Genomic DNA, 14,940 nt, shown 5'->3' with positions numbered 1-14,940 from the left:
CGCTCTGCGCGATCAGACGGCGAAAAGCAGGAATTCCCGCTCCCACGAACTGATCACGCGCTTGAAGTTTTCATGCTCGGCGCGCTTGACCGCGACATAACCGATGATGAATTTCTTGCCCAGGTATTTTTCAATGGTCTTGCTGTTTTCCATGCGCTCCAGCGCGTCTTCGATGGTCAACGGCAGGCGCAGGTTGCGCCGCTCGTAGCCACGCCCGACCACCGGCGCGCTCGGGTTGATGCCTTCGACCATGCCGATAAACCCGCACAGCAGGCTGGCGGCGATGGCCAGATAAGGATTGGCATCGGCACCCGGCAGACGGTTTTCCACACGGCGGTTCTGCGGCACGGCATCCGGCACGCGCAGGCCGACGGTGCGGTTTTCTTCGCCCCACTCGACATTCACCGGGGCCGAAGTGTCGGGCAGAAAGCGGCGAAACGAGTTGACGTTGGGCGCGAACAGCGGCAACAGCTCGGGGATGAATTTCTGCAGACCACCGACATGGTTCAGAAACAGCTCGCTCATGGTCCCGTCTTCATTCGAGAAGATGTTCTTGCCGGTCTCGATGTCGATGATGCTCTGGTGCAAGTGCATGGCACTGCCAGGCTCGCCGGTCATCGGCTTGGCCATGAAGGTCGCCGCAACGTCATGCTTGAGGGCGGCTTCGCGCATGGTGCGCTTGAACACCAGAATCTGATCAGCCAGCGACAGAGCGTCGCCGTGACGGAAGTTGATTTCCATCTGCGCCGTGCCGTCTTCGTGGATCAGCGTATCCAGATCCAGATTCTGCAGCTCGCACCAGTCATAGACGTCTTCGAACAATGGGTCGAACTCATTGGCAGCTTCGATGGAGAACGACTGCCGCCCGGTCTCGGGCCGCCCGGAGCGACCGATTGGCGGCTGCAGCGGATAGTCGGGGTCATCACTGCGTTTGGTCAGGTAAAACTCCATCTCGGGTGCCACGATGGGCTGCCAGCCTTGATCGGCGTAGAGTTTCAGGACCTTCTTCAAGACGTTGCGCGGCGACAGCTCGATAGGGTTGCCCTGCTTGTCGTAGGTGTCGTGAATCACCTGCGCTGTGGGCTCTACCGCCCAGGGCACCAGGTACACCGCGTTCTGGTCGGGGCGGCAAATCATGTCGATGTCTGCCGGGTCCAGCAGCTCGTAGTAGATATCGTCCTCTACATAGTCACCGGTTACCGTCTGCAACAGCACGCTTTCAGGCAGACGCATGCCTTTTTCAGCGATGAATTTGTTGGTCGGCGAGATCTTGCCGCGGGTGATGCCGGTAAGGTCGGACATCATGCATTCGACTTCGGTAATCTTGTGTTCTTTCAACCAATCGGTGAGCTGGTCGAGGTTGGTACTCATAAATACCTCAGGGTTTTATTGTCCTGACCGTGATCAGGCGTTTTCTAGACGCATCGGCGTCATGGGTACAACTCGTTTCGGCGAGAGCCGAATAGGGGTAAGGTGACAGCTGCAGAGCCGGATTTCCAGACGGGACGGTCACACTGACGACGCCGTTATAGTGGTAATGTCCAGCCTTGAGAGTAGAGCAGACGGGCTCTGATGGCCGTCCGGGAGTGTCGCAATGTGCGTCAATCCACCACGAGCACTGATATCACAGGCATGATGGCCGCGGTACCGACTGGATATCTGCGTGTCGACCAATGGAAGGTGACGCATTGGACCCCCGCTATTGTTGCTCTATTGGGTTGCGATCGAGCTTAGCCTCGTTCATTTTTTTATACAACAGCCCGTTAATAATAGAAGACAGGCCGCTCAAGCCCGTATCCAGCATTACCAGGAAGCAGAATAAAACGCCCTAAATAGCAGCAAAAAAGGCCATATGGCGCAGTTTTAGGGCAAAAATGGCTCTATTGACTTCATCATGGCTTTCGGATTGACTGAGATCCGCAATCATTGATGATTGATATTTTTAACAACAAAGGTGTTGCATCATGTCGGTACCCCCGCGTGCCGTTCAGCTTAACGAAGCGAACGCGTTCCTTAAGGAACATCCTGAGGTTCTGTACGTTGACCTTCTGATTGCAGATATGAATGGTGTGGTGCGTGGCAAACGCATCGAACGCACCAGCCTCCATAAGGTTTACGAGAAAGGCATCAACCTGCCGGCCTCTTTATTTGCCCTGGATATCAATGGCTCCACGGTGGAAAGCACCGGTCTGGGCCTGGATATCGGTGATGCCGACCGTATCTGCTACCCCATCCCCGATACCCTGTGCAACGAGCCGTGGCAAAAGCGCCCTACCGCGCAATTGCTGATGACCATGCACGAAATCGAAGGTGATCCGTTTTTCGCCGATCCGCGCGAAGTATTGCGTCAGGTTGTCGCCAAATTCGATGAAATGGGCCTGACCATCTGCGCAGCGTTCGAACTGGAGTTCTACCTGATCGATCAGGAGAACGTGAACGGTCGCCCGCAACCGCCACGCTCCCCGATCTCCGGCAAACGCCCGCATTCGACACAGGTCTACCTGATCGATGACCTCGACGAATACGTCGACTGCCTTCAGGACATCCTTGAAGGTGCCAAAGAGCAAGGCATCCCTGCCGACGCCATCGTCAAGGAAAGCGCCCCGGCACAGTTCGAAGTCAACTTGCATCACGTCGCGGATGCCATCAAGGCGTGCGATTACGCCGTGCTGCTCAAGCGCCTGATCAAGAACATTGCCTACGATCACGAGATGGACACGACCTTCATGGCCAAACCCTATCCGGGTCAGGCGGGCAATGGTCTGCACGTTCACATCTCGATTCTGGATCGCGACGGCAAGAACATCTTCACCAGCGAGGATCCCGAGCAGAACGCCGCATTGCGTCACGCAATCGGCGGTGTGCTCGAGACCCTGCCGGCACAAATGGCTTTTCTGTGCCCGAACGTCAACTCGTACCGCCGTTTCGGTGCCCAGTTCTATGTCCCCAACTCGCCGACTTGGGGCCTGGATAACCGGACGGTTGCCGTTCGCGTACCGACCGGCACTGCCGATGCGGTACGTATCGAACACCGCGTTGCGGGTGCCGATGCCAACCCGTATCTGGTGATGGCTTCTGTCCTGGCGGGCGTGCATCACGGTCTGGTCAACAAGGTCGAGCCGGGCGCTCCGGTAGAAGGCAACTCCTACGAGCAGCATGAACAGAGTCTGCCGAACAACTTGCGCGATGCCTTGCGCGAGCTGGACGACAATGCAGTCATGGCCAAATACATAGATCCGAAGTACATCGATATCTTCGTGGCCTGTAAAGAGAGCGAGCTGGAGGAGTTCGAACACTCCATCTCCGACCTCGAGTACAACTGGTATCTGCATACGGTCTGATTGAGGCCGAGTGACACAAAACGCCGCAGGCTTTGAGCCTTGCGGCGTTTTTGTTTGGCGTGCATGCCCCGGACACCTATCGTTCCTCACGCTCCAGCGTGGGAATGCCGTTCTGGACGCTCTGCGTCCGATCTTGAACATGCAGTGCGGCCCGAATTTGTGACGCAGAGCGTCACGAACTGCATGCCAACGCGGAGCATTGGCACGATAAACAGTTGGATTTTTGTATACCGATGAGCGCGGGGCGTGGGAGCGATAATCGTTTGGCGACGACAGCGAACCATCCAGTCAGAATCCCTTACAATGCCAGCAGCCCAGCCAAGAGCCACGCCCATGACACGCGCCGCCGCACCTCGTAAACCTCAAGCACGCAGCCAGGCCAGAATCGACTCGATTCTCGACGCCGCACGCACGCTGCTTGCCGAACAAGGGGTGGCCAGCCTGTCGATCTACAGCGTTGCCGAGCGCGCCGGCATTCCGCCGTCGTCGGTGTATCACTTCTTCGCCAGCGTTCCGGCCCTGCTTGAAGCACTGACCGCCGATATCCACGCCGCCTTCCGCGCATCGCTGCAAGCACCCATCGATCACGATCAGCTCACCACCTGGCGCGATCTGTCACGCATCGTCGAACTGCGCATGCTCGCCATCTACAACGCCGACGCCGCCGCCCGCCAATTGATCCTCGCCCAGCACGGCCTGACTGAAATCAACCAGGCCGACCGGCAACATGACATAGAACTGGGGCAACTGATGCTGGAGGTATTCGATCGCCACTTTCAACTGCCCGCGCTGCCGGATGACGTGGACGTGTTTGCGCTGGCTATGGAACTGGGGGATCGGGTATATGCGCGGTCAGTGCAGTTGCATGACGCGATCACACCGCGCATGGCCGAGGAAGGCATGCGGGTATTCGATGCTTATCTGGGGTTGTATTTGCCGATGTTTTTAGTGAAGAGGACCGCATTATGAGCAGGGTAGCTAAAGCAAGAAACATCATGACGCCAGCATTCGGCAAAACCGATAGTTCGCCTACCTCACAGAACTGCCAGGTAAAAAACTGAAAACCCCGGAGGGCTATAACCGTCCGGGGTGTTTTTTGCCCATCGTTTACAGCTTGGCGATGGAGACTTCAGTCGACTTCACGAAGGCGATTACTTCGCTGCCCACGACCAGTTCCAGCTCTTTTACCGAGCGGGTGGTGATGACCGAGGTCACAACGCCGGAAGCGGTTTGTACGTCGATTTCCGACAGTACGTCGCCGTGAACGATTTCCTTGATGGTGCCTTTGAACTGGTTACGAACGTTGATGGCTTTGATAGTCATGGCATGTCTTCCTTTGGGGATCAGGGTTAATTTGCCCAGCGCAGTTGCGTGGGCAGTGGCGAAAACGGTTCCGGGTCAGGTGGCGAGCCCGGCAGGGCCAGCACGCGGTTGAGGACTTCGGCTTCCAGTGCCGCAAGGCGATGCGAGCCACGAACACGTGGACGTGGCAGGTCGACCAGCAGGTCCAGGCCAATCTGGCCTTCTTCGATCAGGATGACTCTGTCGGCAATGGCAACAGCCTCGCTGACGTCGTGAGTCACCAGCAGCACCGTGAAGCCGTATTGGCCCCACAGTTTTTCAATCAGTTGCTGCATTTCGATCCGGGTCAGAGCATCCAGCGCGCCCAGAGGCTCATCAAGCAACAGCAGACGCGGTTTGTGAATCAGCGCACGAGCCAAAGCAACGCGTTGCTTCTGGCCACCGGACAATGCCGCTGGCCACTCATTGGCGCGCTCGGCAAGGCCAACGGCCTCAAGCGCTTCAAGCGCCTGCGCCCGCCAATCGCCGCTAAGGCCGAGGCCGACGTTATCGATGATCTTTTTCCAGGGCAGCAAACGCGCCTCCTGGAACATCAAACGCGTGTCCTCACGAGCGTCGTCCAGTGGTGCAGAACCTGCTAGCAATTGACCCTCGGTTGGCTTGTCGAGGCCGGCAAGCAGGCGCAACAAGGTACTTTTACCGCAGCCGCTACGGCCGACGATGGCGACGAACTGACCGGCCGGAATATGCAGGTCGATGTCCTTGAGCACTTCGCGAGTGCCAAACGCCTTTTTCAGGTTGCGTACCGCCAGCGGGATGCCACGCAGCAAATGCGGAGGTTGCTGTTTAAGACTGGTCATGCTGCACCGCCTTTGCTTACTTGATAGGCCGGGTGCCAGCGCAGGCAGACGCGCTCCAGACCGCGAGCAGCCAGATCGGCCAGCTTGCCGAGCACGGCATACAGCACGATGGCCAGTACCACGATGTCGGTCTGCAGGAACTCCCGCGCGTTCATCGCCAGATAGCCAATGCCGGAGCTGGCAGAAATGGTTTCCGCCACAATCAGCGTCAGCCACATGAAGCCCAGCGCAAAGCGCACGCCCACCAGAATCGACGGCATCGCACCTGGCAGAATCACATGACGGAACAGGCTGAAACCGGACAGGCCGTAGCTGCGTGACATCTCCACAAGCGCCGGATCGATGTTACGAATGCCGTGGTAGGTGTTCAGATAAATCGGGAACAGGGTGCCCAGCGCCACGAGAAATATCTTGGCGGTCTCGTCGATGCCGAACCACAGGATGACCAGCGGGATCAGCGCCAGATGCGGGACGTTGCGAATCATCTGCACCGAACTGTCCAGCAGCCGCTCGCCCCATTTGCTCAGGCCGGTAATAAAGCCCAGAGCCAGGCCGATGCCGCCGCCAATGGCGAAGCCGATCCCGGCGCGCCAGCCACTGATCGCCAGGTGCGTCCAGATTTCGCCACTGGCAACCAGATTGATGCCCGCTTCGATGACTGCGCTGGGTGCGGGCAGAATACGTGTGGATAACCACCCGGCGCTGACCGACAGCTGCCAGACGGCCAGCAACAGGACTGGAAGTGCCCAGGGTGCCAGCCGGTGAACGATGCGTTGCGAAGCACTGAGGCTCATGGAGTTGTCTCCTCGAAGGGCCTGACGATCACTGTGCTTGAGCAACAGCAGCAGGAGGTGTCCAGACCACATCAGCGATGCTGAGCGGCTTTGGAATCAGTTTGAGCTGATAGAAGGTGTCGGCAATTTTCTGCTGCGCCGCTACAACCGGTGGAGTTATGAACAGTGCACCGTAGCCTTGGCGTTTTACTGAAGTCAGGGTGATGTCGGCGGGCAGCCCCAGCAACGGCGCGACCTGTTGCGTCACTTCGTCAGGATGAGCCTTGGACCATTCGCCCACTGCACGAACTTCTTCCACCAGGGCTTGAATCACCTTCGGGTTCTTTTGCGCGTAAGGCTTGGTCGCCAGATAGAACTGGTGGTTGTCGACGATGCCGGTGCCGTCTTTCAAGGTCCGCGCCTGTAATTGTTTTTCCGCGGCAGCCTGGTACGGGTCCCAGATGACCCAGGCGTCTACGCTGCCGCGCTCGAAAGCGGCGCGCGCATCGGCCGGAGGCAGGAAGACAGTCTGGATGTCGGTGTATTTCAGGCCCGCATCTTCCAGCGCCTTGACCAACAGGTAATGGACGTTCGAACCTTTATTGAGGACGACTTTCTTGCCTTTCAGGTCTTTGACCGAGGTAACAGGGGAATCCTTGGGCACCAGGATCGCTTCACTGGTCGGCGCCGGTGGCTCGTAAGCCACGTACAGCAGGTCCGCGCCAGCGGCCTGGGCGAAGACAGGCGGTGTTTCGCCGGTTACACCGAAGTCGATGGAGCCTACGTTCAGACCTTCAAGCAGCTGCGGGCCACCGGGGAACTCTGTCCATTGAACCTTGACGCCCTGCTCGGCCAGACGCTTTTCCAGCGAGCCCTTGGCCTTGAGCAGCACCAGCGTGCCGTATTTCTGATAACCGATGCGCAGGTCTTCCGCCTGGGCCTGCGTGACCGCACCAAGAGCGACCGCAGCAGCAAACAGCGCGACAAGACTTCGACGCAAAATGACAGTGCGCATATGCGCTCCTTTAGCGGGGTGTTGGCCAGTGCCTGATCGGCCTGTAGGAGACGAACAAGGCGGGAATAGGCACGACCTTAACAGCACTTTTTTATATCTATAAATCTTATTTTTTCATTTAGTTATTCCGTAAGTGAATATGAAGGGCCGCACTATTTTTCAACTATCGTGCGACGCTCCGCGGCGCATGCCGTTCTGGACGCTCTGCGTCCGACCCTGGCTCTGCGGCGCGACGAAGATTTGTGACGCAGAGCGTCACACACCGCATTCCCACGCTGGAGCGTGAGGAACGATGGTCTCGACTACCGTGAGATGCTTAATCTGAGTGCGCCGCGCCAGGCACGTCGACTACCGTGCGACGCTCCGCGTCGCATGCCGTTCTGAACGCTCTGCGTCCTGCCTTGATGGTCCGGCACTGAAGTGAACGAGAGGTGCTCGAACGCCATAAAAAAGGGCCGATAAATCGGCCCGAATAACCCCACGCTTGGTAGATCGAAAATCAGCGGTTTGGCTGAGGTGTCAGGCGCAGATAAGGTGTGACGGCCTTGTAGCCCTTGGGAAAGCGTTGTTTGATTTCGGCTTCGTCCTTGATCGACGGCACAATCACTACGTCATCGCCGTCCACCCAGTTGGCGGGCGTGGCGACCTTGTAGTTGTCGGTCAATTGCAGCGAGTCGATAACGCGCAGAATCTCGTGGAAATTACGCCCGGTACTCGCTGGATAAGTAATCGTCAGGCGCACCTTCTTGTTCGGATCGATCACGAACAACGAGCGCACAGTCAGCGTGTCGTTGGCATTGGGATGAATAAGGTCATACAGGTCGGAGACCTTGCGGTCGGCATCGGCCAGAATCGGGAAGTTGACCTGGGTGTTTTGCGTGGTGTTGATGTCGTCGATCCACTTGATATGCGAATCAACCGGGTCTACCGACAGCGCAATGGCTTTCACACCGCGCCTGGCGAACTCGTCTTTCAATTTGGCGGTGAAGCCCAGCTCGGTGGTGCAGACCGGCGTGAAGTCGGCAGGATGAGAAAACAATACCCCCCAGCTATCGCCGAGCCATTCGTGGAAACGGATACGACCTTCGCTGGATTTCTGCTCGAAGTCAGGGGCGATGTCGCCAAGTCGCAGTGTCATGGTGTTGCTCCTTGTCTGTATCGGGTAGGCCTTGGTATAGCACTACTGTGCACCCTGTCCAGGGAAGTTAAAAAGAATAAATAATGCGCCTCCTATAGCTGTCGGGAATATCAAAAAACAGGCAAAAGAAACCCCGCACGAGGCGGGGTTTCTCTGGACCTCAATACACTTACATGAAGTTGTAGGTGTAGTTGAAGATCAGGCGGGTCTGGTCAGTGTTGGTCGAGTTGTTCAGGTCGCCATCGGCACGGTAAGTACCGTGACGCAGGGTGGTGCCGAAGCCTTTCAACGGACCGCTCTGGATCACGTAGTCAACGCGCATGTCGGTTTCCCACTCCGAGTACTCTTCCTTGCCGGTAGTACGGTCGCGAATGTCGTCTGCGTGCAGGTAAGCAACTGCTGCTTTCAGGCCTGGAACACCCACTTTGGCGAAGTCATACGAGTACTGACCGAACGTGGTGTTTTCACCCGCGCGGTTGAAGCCGTTGATCATCGAGTCAGTGAACAGGTAGAAGCTGGAACCGCCGTTGCCTTCAAGACTCGAAGTGCTGGTGCCGTTCTTGGTTACGTTGCCCTGGTTCAGGAAAACCATACCGCCGTCATCGCCAACCTGTTGATGGCCAACCATCAATGCATGGCCACCCAACGAGTAGGTGAACATGGCAGACCAGGTGGAGTTATCCACTTCGCCAGCGTTCTTGGCATAGCCGTTGTTGTTGTTGAAACGGTAGCCCGTCGCGGCGTCGCTGTTCTTGCCGTCAGAGCTGCTGTTGAAATAACGCAGGTCAGTCTTGAAGGACTGGTTGTCGCTGATCGGGTAGACATGAACCAGACCCAGGAAGTGTTGCTTGTAGAAGTCTTCCAGGTTGGCGTAGTAGTACTGCAGGGTCAGGTCTTTGGTAACTTTCCAGTCAGCACCGGCGAAGCGGAACTGATCGGCAGTCTCGGAAGCACCGGCGATGGACAGGTCAGTCCAGTTGCTCGAAGCACGGCCGATGGACTTGTTCAACTGACCCGCCGTGAAGGTAACGGTGTCCAGATCCTTGGAAGTCAGGATGCCGCCCTGGAAAGCCTGAGGCAGAAGACGACCGTCGTTGCTGACCAGGATTGGCAGGTTAGGTGCCAATGCGTTACCGACTTTCAGTTCGGTTTTCGAGAAGCGTACCTTGCCGTTGGCGCCCAGACGGCTCCACTCGCTGACCGCAGAACCATCAGTGTCAGTAGGCAGAATACCGCCGTTTGCTGCAGCTGCGTGGTTACCACGACCGCCATCAAGGTGAACACCGACCAATCCCTGGACGTCCAGACCGAAACCAACAGTGCCTTGAGTGAAGCCCGACAAGTAGTCGAATTTCAGGCCAGTGGCCGTCTCACGGTTGTTGTGGGTAGTGCCTTCGCGGAAATCGTTGTCGAAATACAGAGTACGAGAACTAACGGACGCTTTGCTGTCTTCAAGGAAACCAGCTGCACCGGCCTGCTGGGCCAATACACCGACGGTTACGGCCAAGGCCAGGGTGGACTTCTTCATTAACTACGCTCCTCGTGAATCTAATTTTTTATGTCTCTGGTGCCGGGCGTTGCCCTGACCCAGAGATATTGCGATAGGCGACAGTCCCGACCTGGAGGTCAATGGATTCTGTACACCCCGACTTTTGACTAGACCGCGCATGTCGGTGGCCGAACGTTAGTGAAAATTCTTCATGCCCAAAAGGAACCGTTTGTCAGTTCCTGATAACAATCAGGTATATGTCACAACTCGTGTCAGCCAGGACGTCACGGAGTGTATCGACCTAATTGCGTAATTCCCAAAATTTATTTTGGTACCGCTCGTCAGATCATTTCGTTTTGTGCCACTTACCGGTCAAATCCAAACCAGCCGGTCACTCTCGCCAACGGCAAGGTGTAATCCCCCTGCTAGTAAAAGCCTTGTAAAACGGGCACTTCAGAGAGGTTAGTGAAGAAATATGACAGTTGTCACCACTTTGACGTCTGGCGCTATGCCATCGTGAAATAATTTCTAAAAACCGTTTAAAACAGGCTTTTTTTGGCGTTTTCGACCGTCTGAGACACGCGCTCAAGGGTAGTCCAGGTGAACAAAAAAGCAATTTCGGTGTCCGGCGTCTCCCACCTGAGCCGATTGGCAGATGCGTAACAGCCCCTGATGTGCAGACAAGCGGACAAAAACCTTTCATAAGCTAATATCTAAAAGTTATTTATTTGTAATTTCTTAGATCACTTAGGCTCCTAATCCAGCCAGTACCCGGCTCGTCTGATTCGGAGCGCCACCATGAAACTGCATTTTCCCCTGCGCCTGCTGATTGCACTGTCGTTGACTGGCACAACATTCATCGCACAAGCAGCCGACTTTACCGTTGCATACCAGACGACCGTCGACCCGGCCAAGGTTGCCCAGGCCGATAACGCGTATGAAAAAGCCACCGACTCGAAAATCTCCTGGCGCAAATTCGATAACGGGGCGGACGTCATGACAGCAGTCGCTTCCGGCGATGTACAGATCGGTTATCTCGGTTCAAGCCCCTTCACAGCAGCCGCTACGCGCAAACTCCCGGTTGAGGCATTCCTGGTTGCAACGCAGATTGGCGCTGCCGAAGCGCTGGTCGCCCGCAATGGCTCGGGGATCGACTCGCCGCAGGACCTGATCGGCAAGAAGGTAGCCGTGCCCTTTGTCTCCACCGGCCATTACAGCCTGCTCGCTGCACTCAAACACTGGAACATCGATCCGGCGAGGGTCACGATCCTCAACCTTGCGCCGCCCGCCATTGCTGCAGCCTGGAAGCGCGGCGACATCGACGCCACCTATGTCTGGGACCCCGCACTGGGCGTCGCAAAGGAAACCGGCAAGGTGCTGATCACCTCCGGCGAACTGGCCAAGGTCGGAGCCCCTACCTTCGATGCATGGATCGTGCGCAAGGACTTCGCCAGCAAACATCCGGAGATTGTCAGTGCATTCGCCAAAGTGACGCTCGATGCCTATGCCCACTATCGCCAGGACCCCGCTGCATGGATCGCCAACCCGGCCAATATCGACAAGCTGACCAGGCTGTCAGGTGCCAAGGCGTCTGACGTTCCTGCGCTGTTGCAAGGCAACGTCTACCCGCTGGCTGCCGAACAGACGGCGTTGCTGGGCGCACCAACCATTGAGGCCGTGAGCAAAACTGCAGCATTCCTTAAAGAGCAGGGCAAGGTAGACGCGCCTCTACCTGACTATTCGCCTTACGTCAGCACCCGGTTCATTCCTCGCTAAGCGCCTTGATTAGCTAAGCGCCTTGATTAAAAGGAGACACGGCATGGCCCTGTTGCGGCTGGAGCGCATTGGCGCACAGTATCCCGGTGCAGCGGCACCGGTGCTGGCGGACATCAATCTGAGCCTGGGCCCGCAGCAACTGCTGGTCGCGCTTGGCCCCTCCGGCAGCGGTAAGACCTCGTTGCTGAACCTGATTGCAGGCTTTATCAAACCCGACAGCGGTCGCATTACCCTTGACGGGATTGTCGTCGAGGGGCCGAGCGCCGAGCGCGGTGTAGTGTTTCAGGACGATGCTTTGCTGCCTTGGCAGGATGTGTTGGCCAATGTTGCATTTGGTCTTGAACTGGCAGGTGTCAGCCGTGCAGAACGCGAAGCAAGAGCACGGGAGATGTTGGCACTGGTGGATCTGGTCGGCTTTGATCAAAGGCGAATATGGCAGCTGTCCGGCGGGCAACGACAACGCGTCGGTCTGGCCAGAGCGTTGGCAGCCGACCCGCGCATCCTGTTGATGGACGAGCCGTTCGGGGCACTGGACGCTTTCACCCGCGAACAGATGCAGGAGCTGTTGCTGCAAGTGTGGCACCGTACCGCCAAGCCAGTGTTTCTGATAACGCACGATATAGAAGAGGCGGTTTTCCTCGCCACCGATCTTGTTCTGCTCGCCCCCAGCCCCGGTCGGGTCGACGAGCATCTGCACCTGGACTTCAGCCGTCGCTACAGCGCTGGCGAATCGGCCCGTGCGATAAAATCCGATCCACATTTCATCGAGACCCGCGAACATGTGCTGGCCAGGGTGTTCTCCCAACGCACTCGGGAGCAGCGTCTATGAGCAGCCATGAGCCTGTAAGCGGCCATGAGCCGATGGATCGCCACAACCTGGCAAGCATCGCCAAACCGTTGGCCGAGCAAGCTGCTGCCTCGTATCCAGGCACCAGAGCGATCAGCGTGCTGACCCTCGCAGCGTTGCTGACCCTCTGGTGGGCCGTGACTGCCGCGGGCTGGATCGAACCGCTGTTCCTGCCGTCGCCAGCGGATGTGCTGAGCAAAGGCTGGCTGCTGGCAACCAAAGGCTACATGGACTCCACACTCTGGCAGCATCTGCATGCCAGCCTGCAACGCATCGGTCTGGCCCTGGGCGCAGCGATTGTGACGGCCATCCCGGTGGGAATCGCCATCGGCCACAACCGCGTTGCGCGAGGCATCTTCGACCCTCTGATCGAATTTTACAGACCGATACCACCGCTGGCCTACCTGCCGCTGATCGTTATCTGGTTCGGTATCGGCGAATTCTCCAAAGTGTTGCTGATTTATCTGGCGATCTTCGCGCCAATTGCCATTGCTACCGCCACCGGAGTTCGCACCGTTGACCCGGCCAAAGTGCGAGCAGCACAGTCACTGGGCGCAACACGCTGGCAGTTGATTCGTCATGTGGTCCTGCCCGGCGCGCTCCCGGACATCCTTACCGGGATCCGCATCGGCCTGGGCGTGGGCTGGTCGACACTGGTGGCGGCAGAGCTGATCGCCGCCACCAGCGGGCTTGGGTTCATGGTGCAGTCGGCAGCGCAGTTTCTGGTGACCGACGTTGTGGTGCTGGGGATTCTGGTGATTGCCGTCATCGCGTTTGCCATGGAACTGGGCCTGCGTGCACTGCAACGCAAGCTGGTGCCTTGGCAGGACCAACCGCGTTAATGCATCAGTATGGGTGTGTATGGCGTGATGATGCGCAAATTGAGTGCATCGTCAGACGATGGGCAACCGCGTCCGACGCGGCTTGCAGGATTTGCGGCGTCAGCACCAACGATTCACATCGGGTATTTCCGCAATCAACCCGAGGCACCTGACTTTCAGAAAATACCCATAAAATTCAGTAGTTTGTTGATTTTTCGGGATTCAGGACTCAAGCGGTGCTTAACCGGATATGACTAGCCGAGCCTGTTCTTTCGGATTAATTCTCAAAACTGGCACGCACTCTGCAATAGGTATTACATCACCAGTTTTGGGGACCTTGGTACAGGCAGGCCGGGGATTCCCCTCTTTTATTCCTCCCGGAGACTGACCTCCAGTCTCCAGCGCCCGTCCACCTTCTCAGTGCGCCAGTCGCCATGAAGCGGACGGGCTGCCAGGAGCGTCAGCACCAACCCCTTCTCTCCTCGTTCAACCTTCCAGCGTGCAACCCTATTGTCGAACCTCAGTTGGCCCGTCCACGGCTGCCCTGAAGCATCGACGTTGAGCACCACTGCACCATCGACAGTGGCACCGCGATACTTCGGCTCTTCGTTGAACCAGAGCGCCAGCCCGGCTGGCAACTCCTCGATCTGTTCCAGTTCAACCGGGTCAGGTTGCTGCAGACGACCGATAATGGTGCCCACGGTAAAGCCGACAATTGCCATCGAACCAAGAACACGCGGCCACAGCTTCGGCCTCGGGTCCTCTTCAGGGGTAGAATGCATCCCGTCCTTTCGTTCGGAGCCGTGCATGTTTCACGTCATCCTTTTTCAACCAGAAATTCCGCCGAATACCGGCAATGTCATCAGGCTATGCGCCAACAGTGGCTGCACCCTGCATTTGATCGAACCCTTGGGTTTCGAGCTGGACGACAAGCGCTTGCGCCGTGCCGGACTCGACTATCACGAGTATGCCACGCTGCAGACGCATGCTGACCTGGCAAGCTGTCTGGAGAAGATCGGCAATCCGAGGCTGTTCGCTTTCACCACCAAGGGCTCGCGACCTTTTCACGATGCCAGCTTTGAGCCAGGTGACGCATTTCTGTTCGGCCCGGAAAGCCGTGGCCTGCCCGCCGATATTCTCGACTCGCTGAGCAGCGACAACCGACTGCGGCTGCCCATGCGTGAAGGCTGCCGTAGTCTGAATCTGTCCAACACCGTCGCTGTGGCGGTTTATGAGGCCTGGCGCCAGCACGGATTTGCTTAGGCCCCAGTGTGGGGCTTTGCCGCGCCCTGTGGATATTATCTTACTGACACCTGTGCCAATGCTCGGCGTAACAAAGCGGTTTTGAGAGGTCAGGGGGATTGGGGTTCGACTCAGGTCACTTACGTCGTACTCTGCGTCGTCTGTGCCATCGCGGTTGAAAAGCGTTTTAAAGCAGTTGGGCTGAAGGCACGGATGATTATCGTGCCGACGCTCCGCGTCGACACGCAGTTCGTGACGCTCTGCGTCACAAAGCGGTTCTGGGATGTCAGGTGGATTGTGGGTTCGACTCAGGTCTGCTTTTCGCCCCTCGGCGAG

Annotated in this window: 14 protein-coding genes; 6 read left to right on the top strand and 8 right to left on the bottom strand. The window is 57.3% G+C overall.

What is annotated here, in order from left to right; translation table 11 throughout:
- Nucleotides 1-12: 12 nt before the first annotated feature.
- A complete protein-coding gene (locus tag ALO80_RS25700; RefSeq protein WP_002555767.1) occupies nucleotides 13-1,371 on the bottom strand; it encodes a glutamine synthetase family protein in 1,359 nt (452 codons plus the stop codon).
- A gap of 593 nt (nucleotides 1,372-1,964) precedes the next feature.
- Here ALO80_RS25700 and ALO80_RS25695 point away from each other — a divergent pair.
- Together ALO80_RS25695 and ALO80_RS25690 are read left to right on the top strand one after the other, a co-directional pair.
- Nucleotides 1,965-3,341, top strand: a complete 1,377-nt coding sequence (locus ALO80_RS25695) for a glutamine synthetase family protein (RefSeq protein WP_055011015.1) — start codon at nucleotides 1,965-1,967, stop codon at nucleotides 3,339-3,341.
- 333 nt (nucleotides 3,342-3,674) lie between these two features.
- The gene (locus ALO80_RS25690; RefSeq protein WP_054987259.1) at nucleotides 3,675-4,310 is read left to right on the top strand and encodes a TetR/AcrR family transcriptional regulator; all 636 of its coding nucleotides are present in this window, start codon (nucleotides 3,675-3,677) and stop codon (nucleotides 4,308-4,310) included.
- 138 nt (nucleotides 4,311-4,448) lie between these two features.
- Here ALO80_RS25690 and ALO80_RS25685 read toward each other — a convergent pair whose 3' ends face one another.
- The 6 genes from ALO80_RS25685 to ALO80_RS25660 form a co-directional block, all read right to left on the bottom strand.
- Nucleotides 4,449-4,664, bottom strand: a complete 216-nt coding sequence (locus ALO80_RS25685; protein WP_002555770.1) for a TOBE domain-containing protein — start codon at nucleotides 4,662-4,664, stop codon at nucleotides 4,449-4,451.
- Between the two features lie 26 nt (nucleotides 4,665-4,690).
- Nucleotides 4,691-5,503, bottom strand: a complete 813-nt coding sequence (gene ssuB, locus ALO80_RS25680; protein WP_010195713.1) for an aliphatic sulfonates ABC transporter ATP-binding protein — start codon at nucleotides 5,501-5,503, stop codon at nucleotides 4,691-4,693.
- Nucleotides 5,500-6,297: an aliphatic sulfonate ABC transporter permease SsuC gene (ssuC, locus tag ALO80_RS25675; protein WP_032614408.1), complete on the bottom strand. Its 798-nt coding sequence runs from the start codon at nucleotides 6,295-6,297 to the stop codon at nucleotides 5,500-5,502. The genes ssuB and ssuC overlap by 4 nt, the downstream gene beginning before the upstream one ends.
- Nucleotides 6,298-6,325: 28 nt before the next feature.
- Nucleotides 6,326-7,291, bottom strand: a complete 966-nt coding sequence (locus ALO80_RS25670; protein ID WP_055006968.1) for a sulfonate ABC transporter substrate-binding protein — start codon at nucleotides 7,289-7,291, stop codon at nucleotides 6,326-6,328.
- A gap of 499 nt (nucleotides 7,292-7,790) precedes the next feature.
- Nucleotides 7,791-8,429: a peroxiredoxin gene (locus tag ALO80_RS25665; protein ID WP_055011014.1), complete on the bottom strand. Its 639-nt coding sequence runs from the start codon at nucleotides 8,427-8,429 to the stop codon at nucleotides 7,791-7,793.
- Nucleotides 8,430-8,598: 169 nt separating this feature from the next.
- Nucleotides 8,599-9,957 carry an OprD family porin gene (locus ALO80_RS25660; protein ID WP_054987263.1) on the bottom strand — a complete coding sequence of 453 codons (1,359 nt, stop codon included), beginning with the start codon at nucleotides 9,955-9,957 and terminating at the stop codon, nucleotides 8,599-8,601.
- A 759-nt stretch (nucleotides 9,958-10,716) separates the two neighbouring features.
- Between ALO80_RS25660 and tauA the strand changes: the two genes are divergently transcribed.
- Genes tauA through tauC form a run of 3 tightly spaced genes read left to right on the top strand, consistent with a single transcriptional unit; the run spans nucleotide 10,717 to nucleotide 13,383 of the window.
- Nucleotides 10,717-11,694, top strand: coding sequence for a taurine ABC transporter substrate-binding protein (gene tauA, locus ALO80_RS25655; RefSeq protein ID WP_055011013.1), 978 nt, complete (start codon nucleotides 10,717-10,719; stop codon nucleotides 11,692-11,694).
- A gap of 43 nt (nucleotides 11,695-11,737) precedes the next feature.
- Nucleotides 11,738-12,523 carry a taurine ABC transporter ATP-binding subunit gene (gene tauB, locus ALO80_RS25650; RefSeq protein WP_055011012.1) on the top strand — a complete coding sequence of 262 codons (786 nt, stop codon included), beginning with the start codon at nucleotides 11,738-11,740 and terminating at the stop codon, nucleotides 12,521-12,523.
- Nucleotides 12,524-12,555: 32 nt separating this feature from the next.
- A complete protein-coding gene (tauC, locus tag ALO80_RS25645) occupies nucleotides 12,556-13,383 on the top strand; it encodes a taurine ABC transporter permease TauC (RefSeq protein ID WP_162491700.1) in 828 nt (275 codons plus the stop codon).
- A gap of 347 nt (nucleotides 13,384-13,730) precedes the next feature.
- On the opposite strand, the gene ALO80_RS25640 is transcribed toward tauC, so the two are convergent.
- Nucleotides 13,731-14,171: a hypothetical protein gene (locus tag ALO80_RS25640; RefSeq protein ID WP_055011010.1), complete on the bottom strand. Its 441-nt coding sequence runs from the start codon at nucleotides 14,169-14,171 to the stop codon at nucleotides 13,731-13,733.
- On the opposite strand from ALO80_RS25640, the gene trmL reads away from it, so the two are divergent.
- Complete coding sequence (trmL, locus tag ALO80_RS25635) at nucleotides 14,170-14,625, top strand: tRNA (uridine(34)/cytosine(34)/5-carboxymethylaminomethyluridine(34)-2'-O)-methyltransferase TrmL (protein ID WP_054986783.1); 456 nt, start codon at nucleotides 14,170-14,172, stop codon at nucleotides 14,623-14,625. The two genes, ALO80_RS25640 and trmL, sit on opposite strands and share 2 nt — an antisense overlap.
- The last annotated feature ends 315 nt before the right edge of the window (nucleotides 14,626-14,940 follow it).

It is taken from the genome of Pseudomonas caricapapayae, from assembly GCF_001400735.1.
Classification (GTDB): Bacteria; Pseudomonadota; Gammaproteobacteria; order Pseudomonadales; family Pseudomonadaceae; genus Aquipseudomonas; species Aquipseudomonas caricapapayae.
This window is presented reverse-complemented; position numbering and strand designations above follow the sequence as displayed.

Excerpts from the sequence above, each read along its gene's own strand:
- ALO80_RS25700 (WP_002555767.1), bottom strand. The coding sequence starts at position 1,371 with ATGAGTACCAACCTCGACCAGCTCACCGATTGGTTGAAAGAACACAAG.
- ALO80_RS25695 (WP_055011015.1), top strand. The coding sequence starts at position 1,965 with ATGTCGGTACCCCCGCGTGCCGTTCAGCTTAACGAAGCGAACGCGTTC.
- ALO80_RS25690 (WP_054987259.1), top strand. The coding sequence starts at position 3,675 with ATGACACGCGCCGCCGCACCTCGTAAACCTCAAGCACGCAGCCAGGCC.
- ALO80_RS25685 (WP_002555770.1), bottom strand. The coding sequence starts at position 4,664 with ATGACTATCAAAGCCATCAACGTTCGTAACCAGTTCAAAGGCACCATC.
- ssuB (WP_010195713.1), bottom strand. The coding sequence starts at position 5,503 with ATGACCAGTCTTAAACAGCAACCTCCGCATTTGCTGCGTGGCATCCCG.
- ssuC (WP_032614408.1), bottom strand. The coding sequence starts at position 6,297 with ATGAGCCTCAGTGCTTCGCAACGCATCGTTCACCGGCTGGCACCCTGG.
- ALO80_RS25670 (WP_055006968.1), bottom strand. The coding sequence starts at position 7,291 with ATGCGCACTGTCATTTTGCGTCGAAGTCTTGTCGCGCTGTTTGCTGCT.
- ALO80_RS25665 (WP_055011014.1), bottom strand. The coding sequence starts at position 8,429 with ATGACACTGCGACTTGGCGACATCGCCCCTGACTTCGAGCAGAAATCC.
- ALO80_RS25660 (WP_054987263.1), bottom strand. The coding sequence starts at position 9,957 with ATGAAGAAGTCCACCCTGGCCTTGGCCGTAACCGTCGGTGTATTGGCC.
- tauA (WP_055011013.1), top strand. The coding sequence starts at position 10,717 with ATGAAACTGCATTTTCCCCTGCGCCTGCTGATTGCACTGTCGTTGACT.
- tauB (WP_055011012.1), top strand. The coding sequence starts at position 11,738 with ATGGCCCTGTTGCGGCTGGAGCGCATTGGCGCACAGTATCCCGGTGCA.
- tauC (WP_162491700.1), top strand. The coding sequence starts at position 12,556 with ATGGATCGCCACAACCTGGCAAGCATCGCCAAACCGTTGGCCGAGCAA.
- trmL (WP_054986783.1), top strand. The coding sequence starts at position 14,170 with ATGTTTCACGTCATCCTTTTTCAACCAGAAATTCCGCCGAATACCGGC.
- ALO80_RS25640 (WP_055011010.1), bottom strand. The coding sequence starts at position 14,171 with ATGCACGGCTCCGAACGAAAGGACGGGATGCATTCTACCCCTGAAGAG.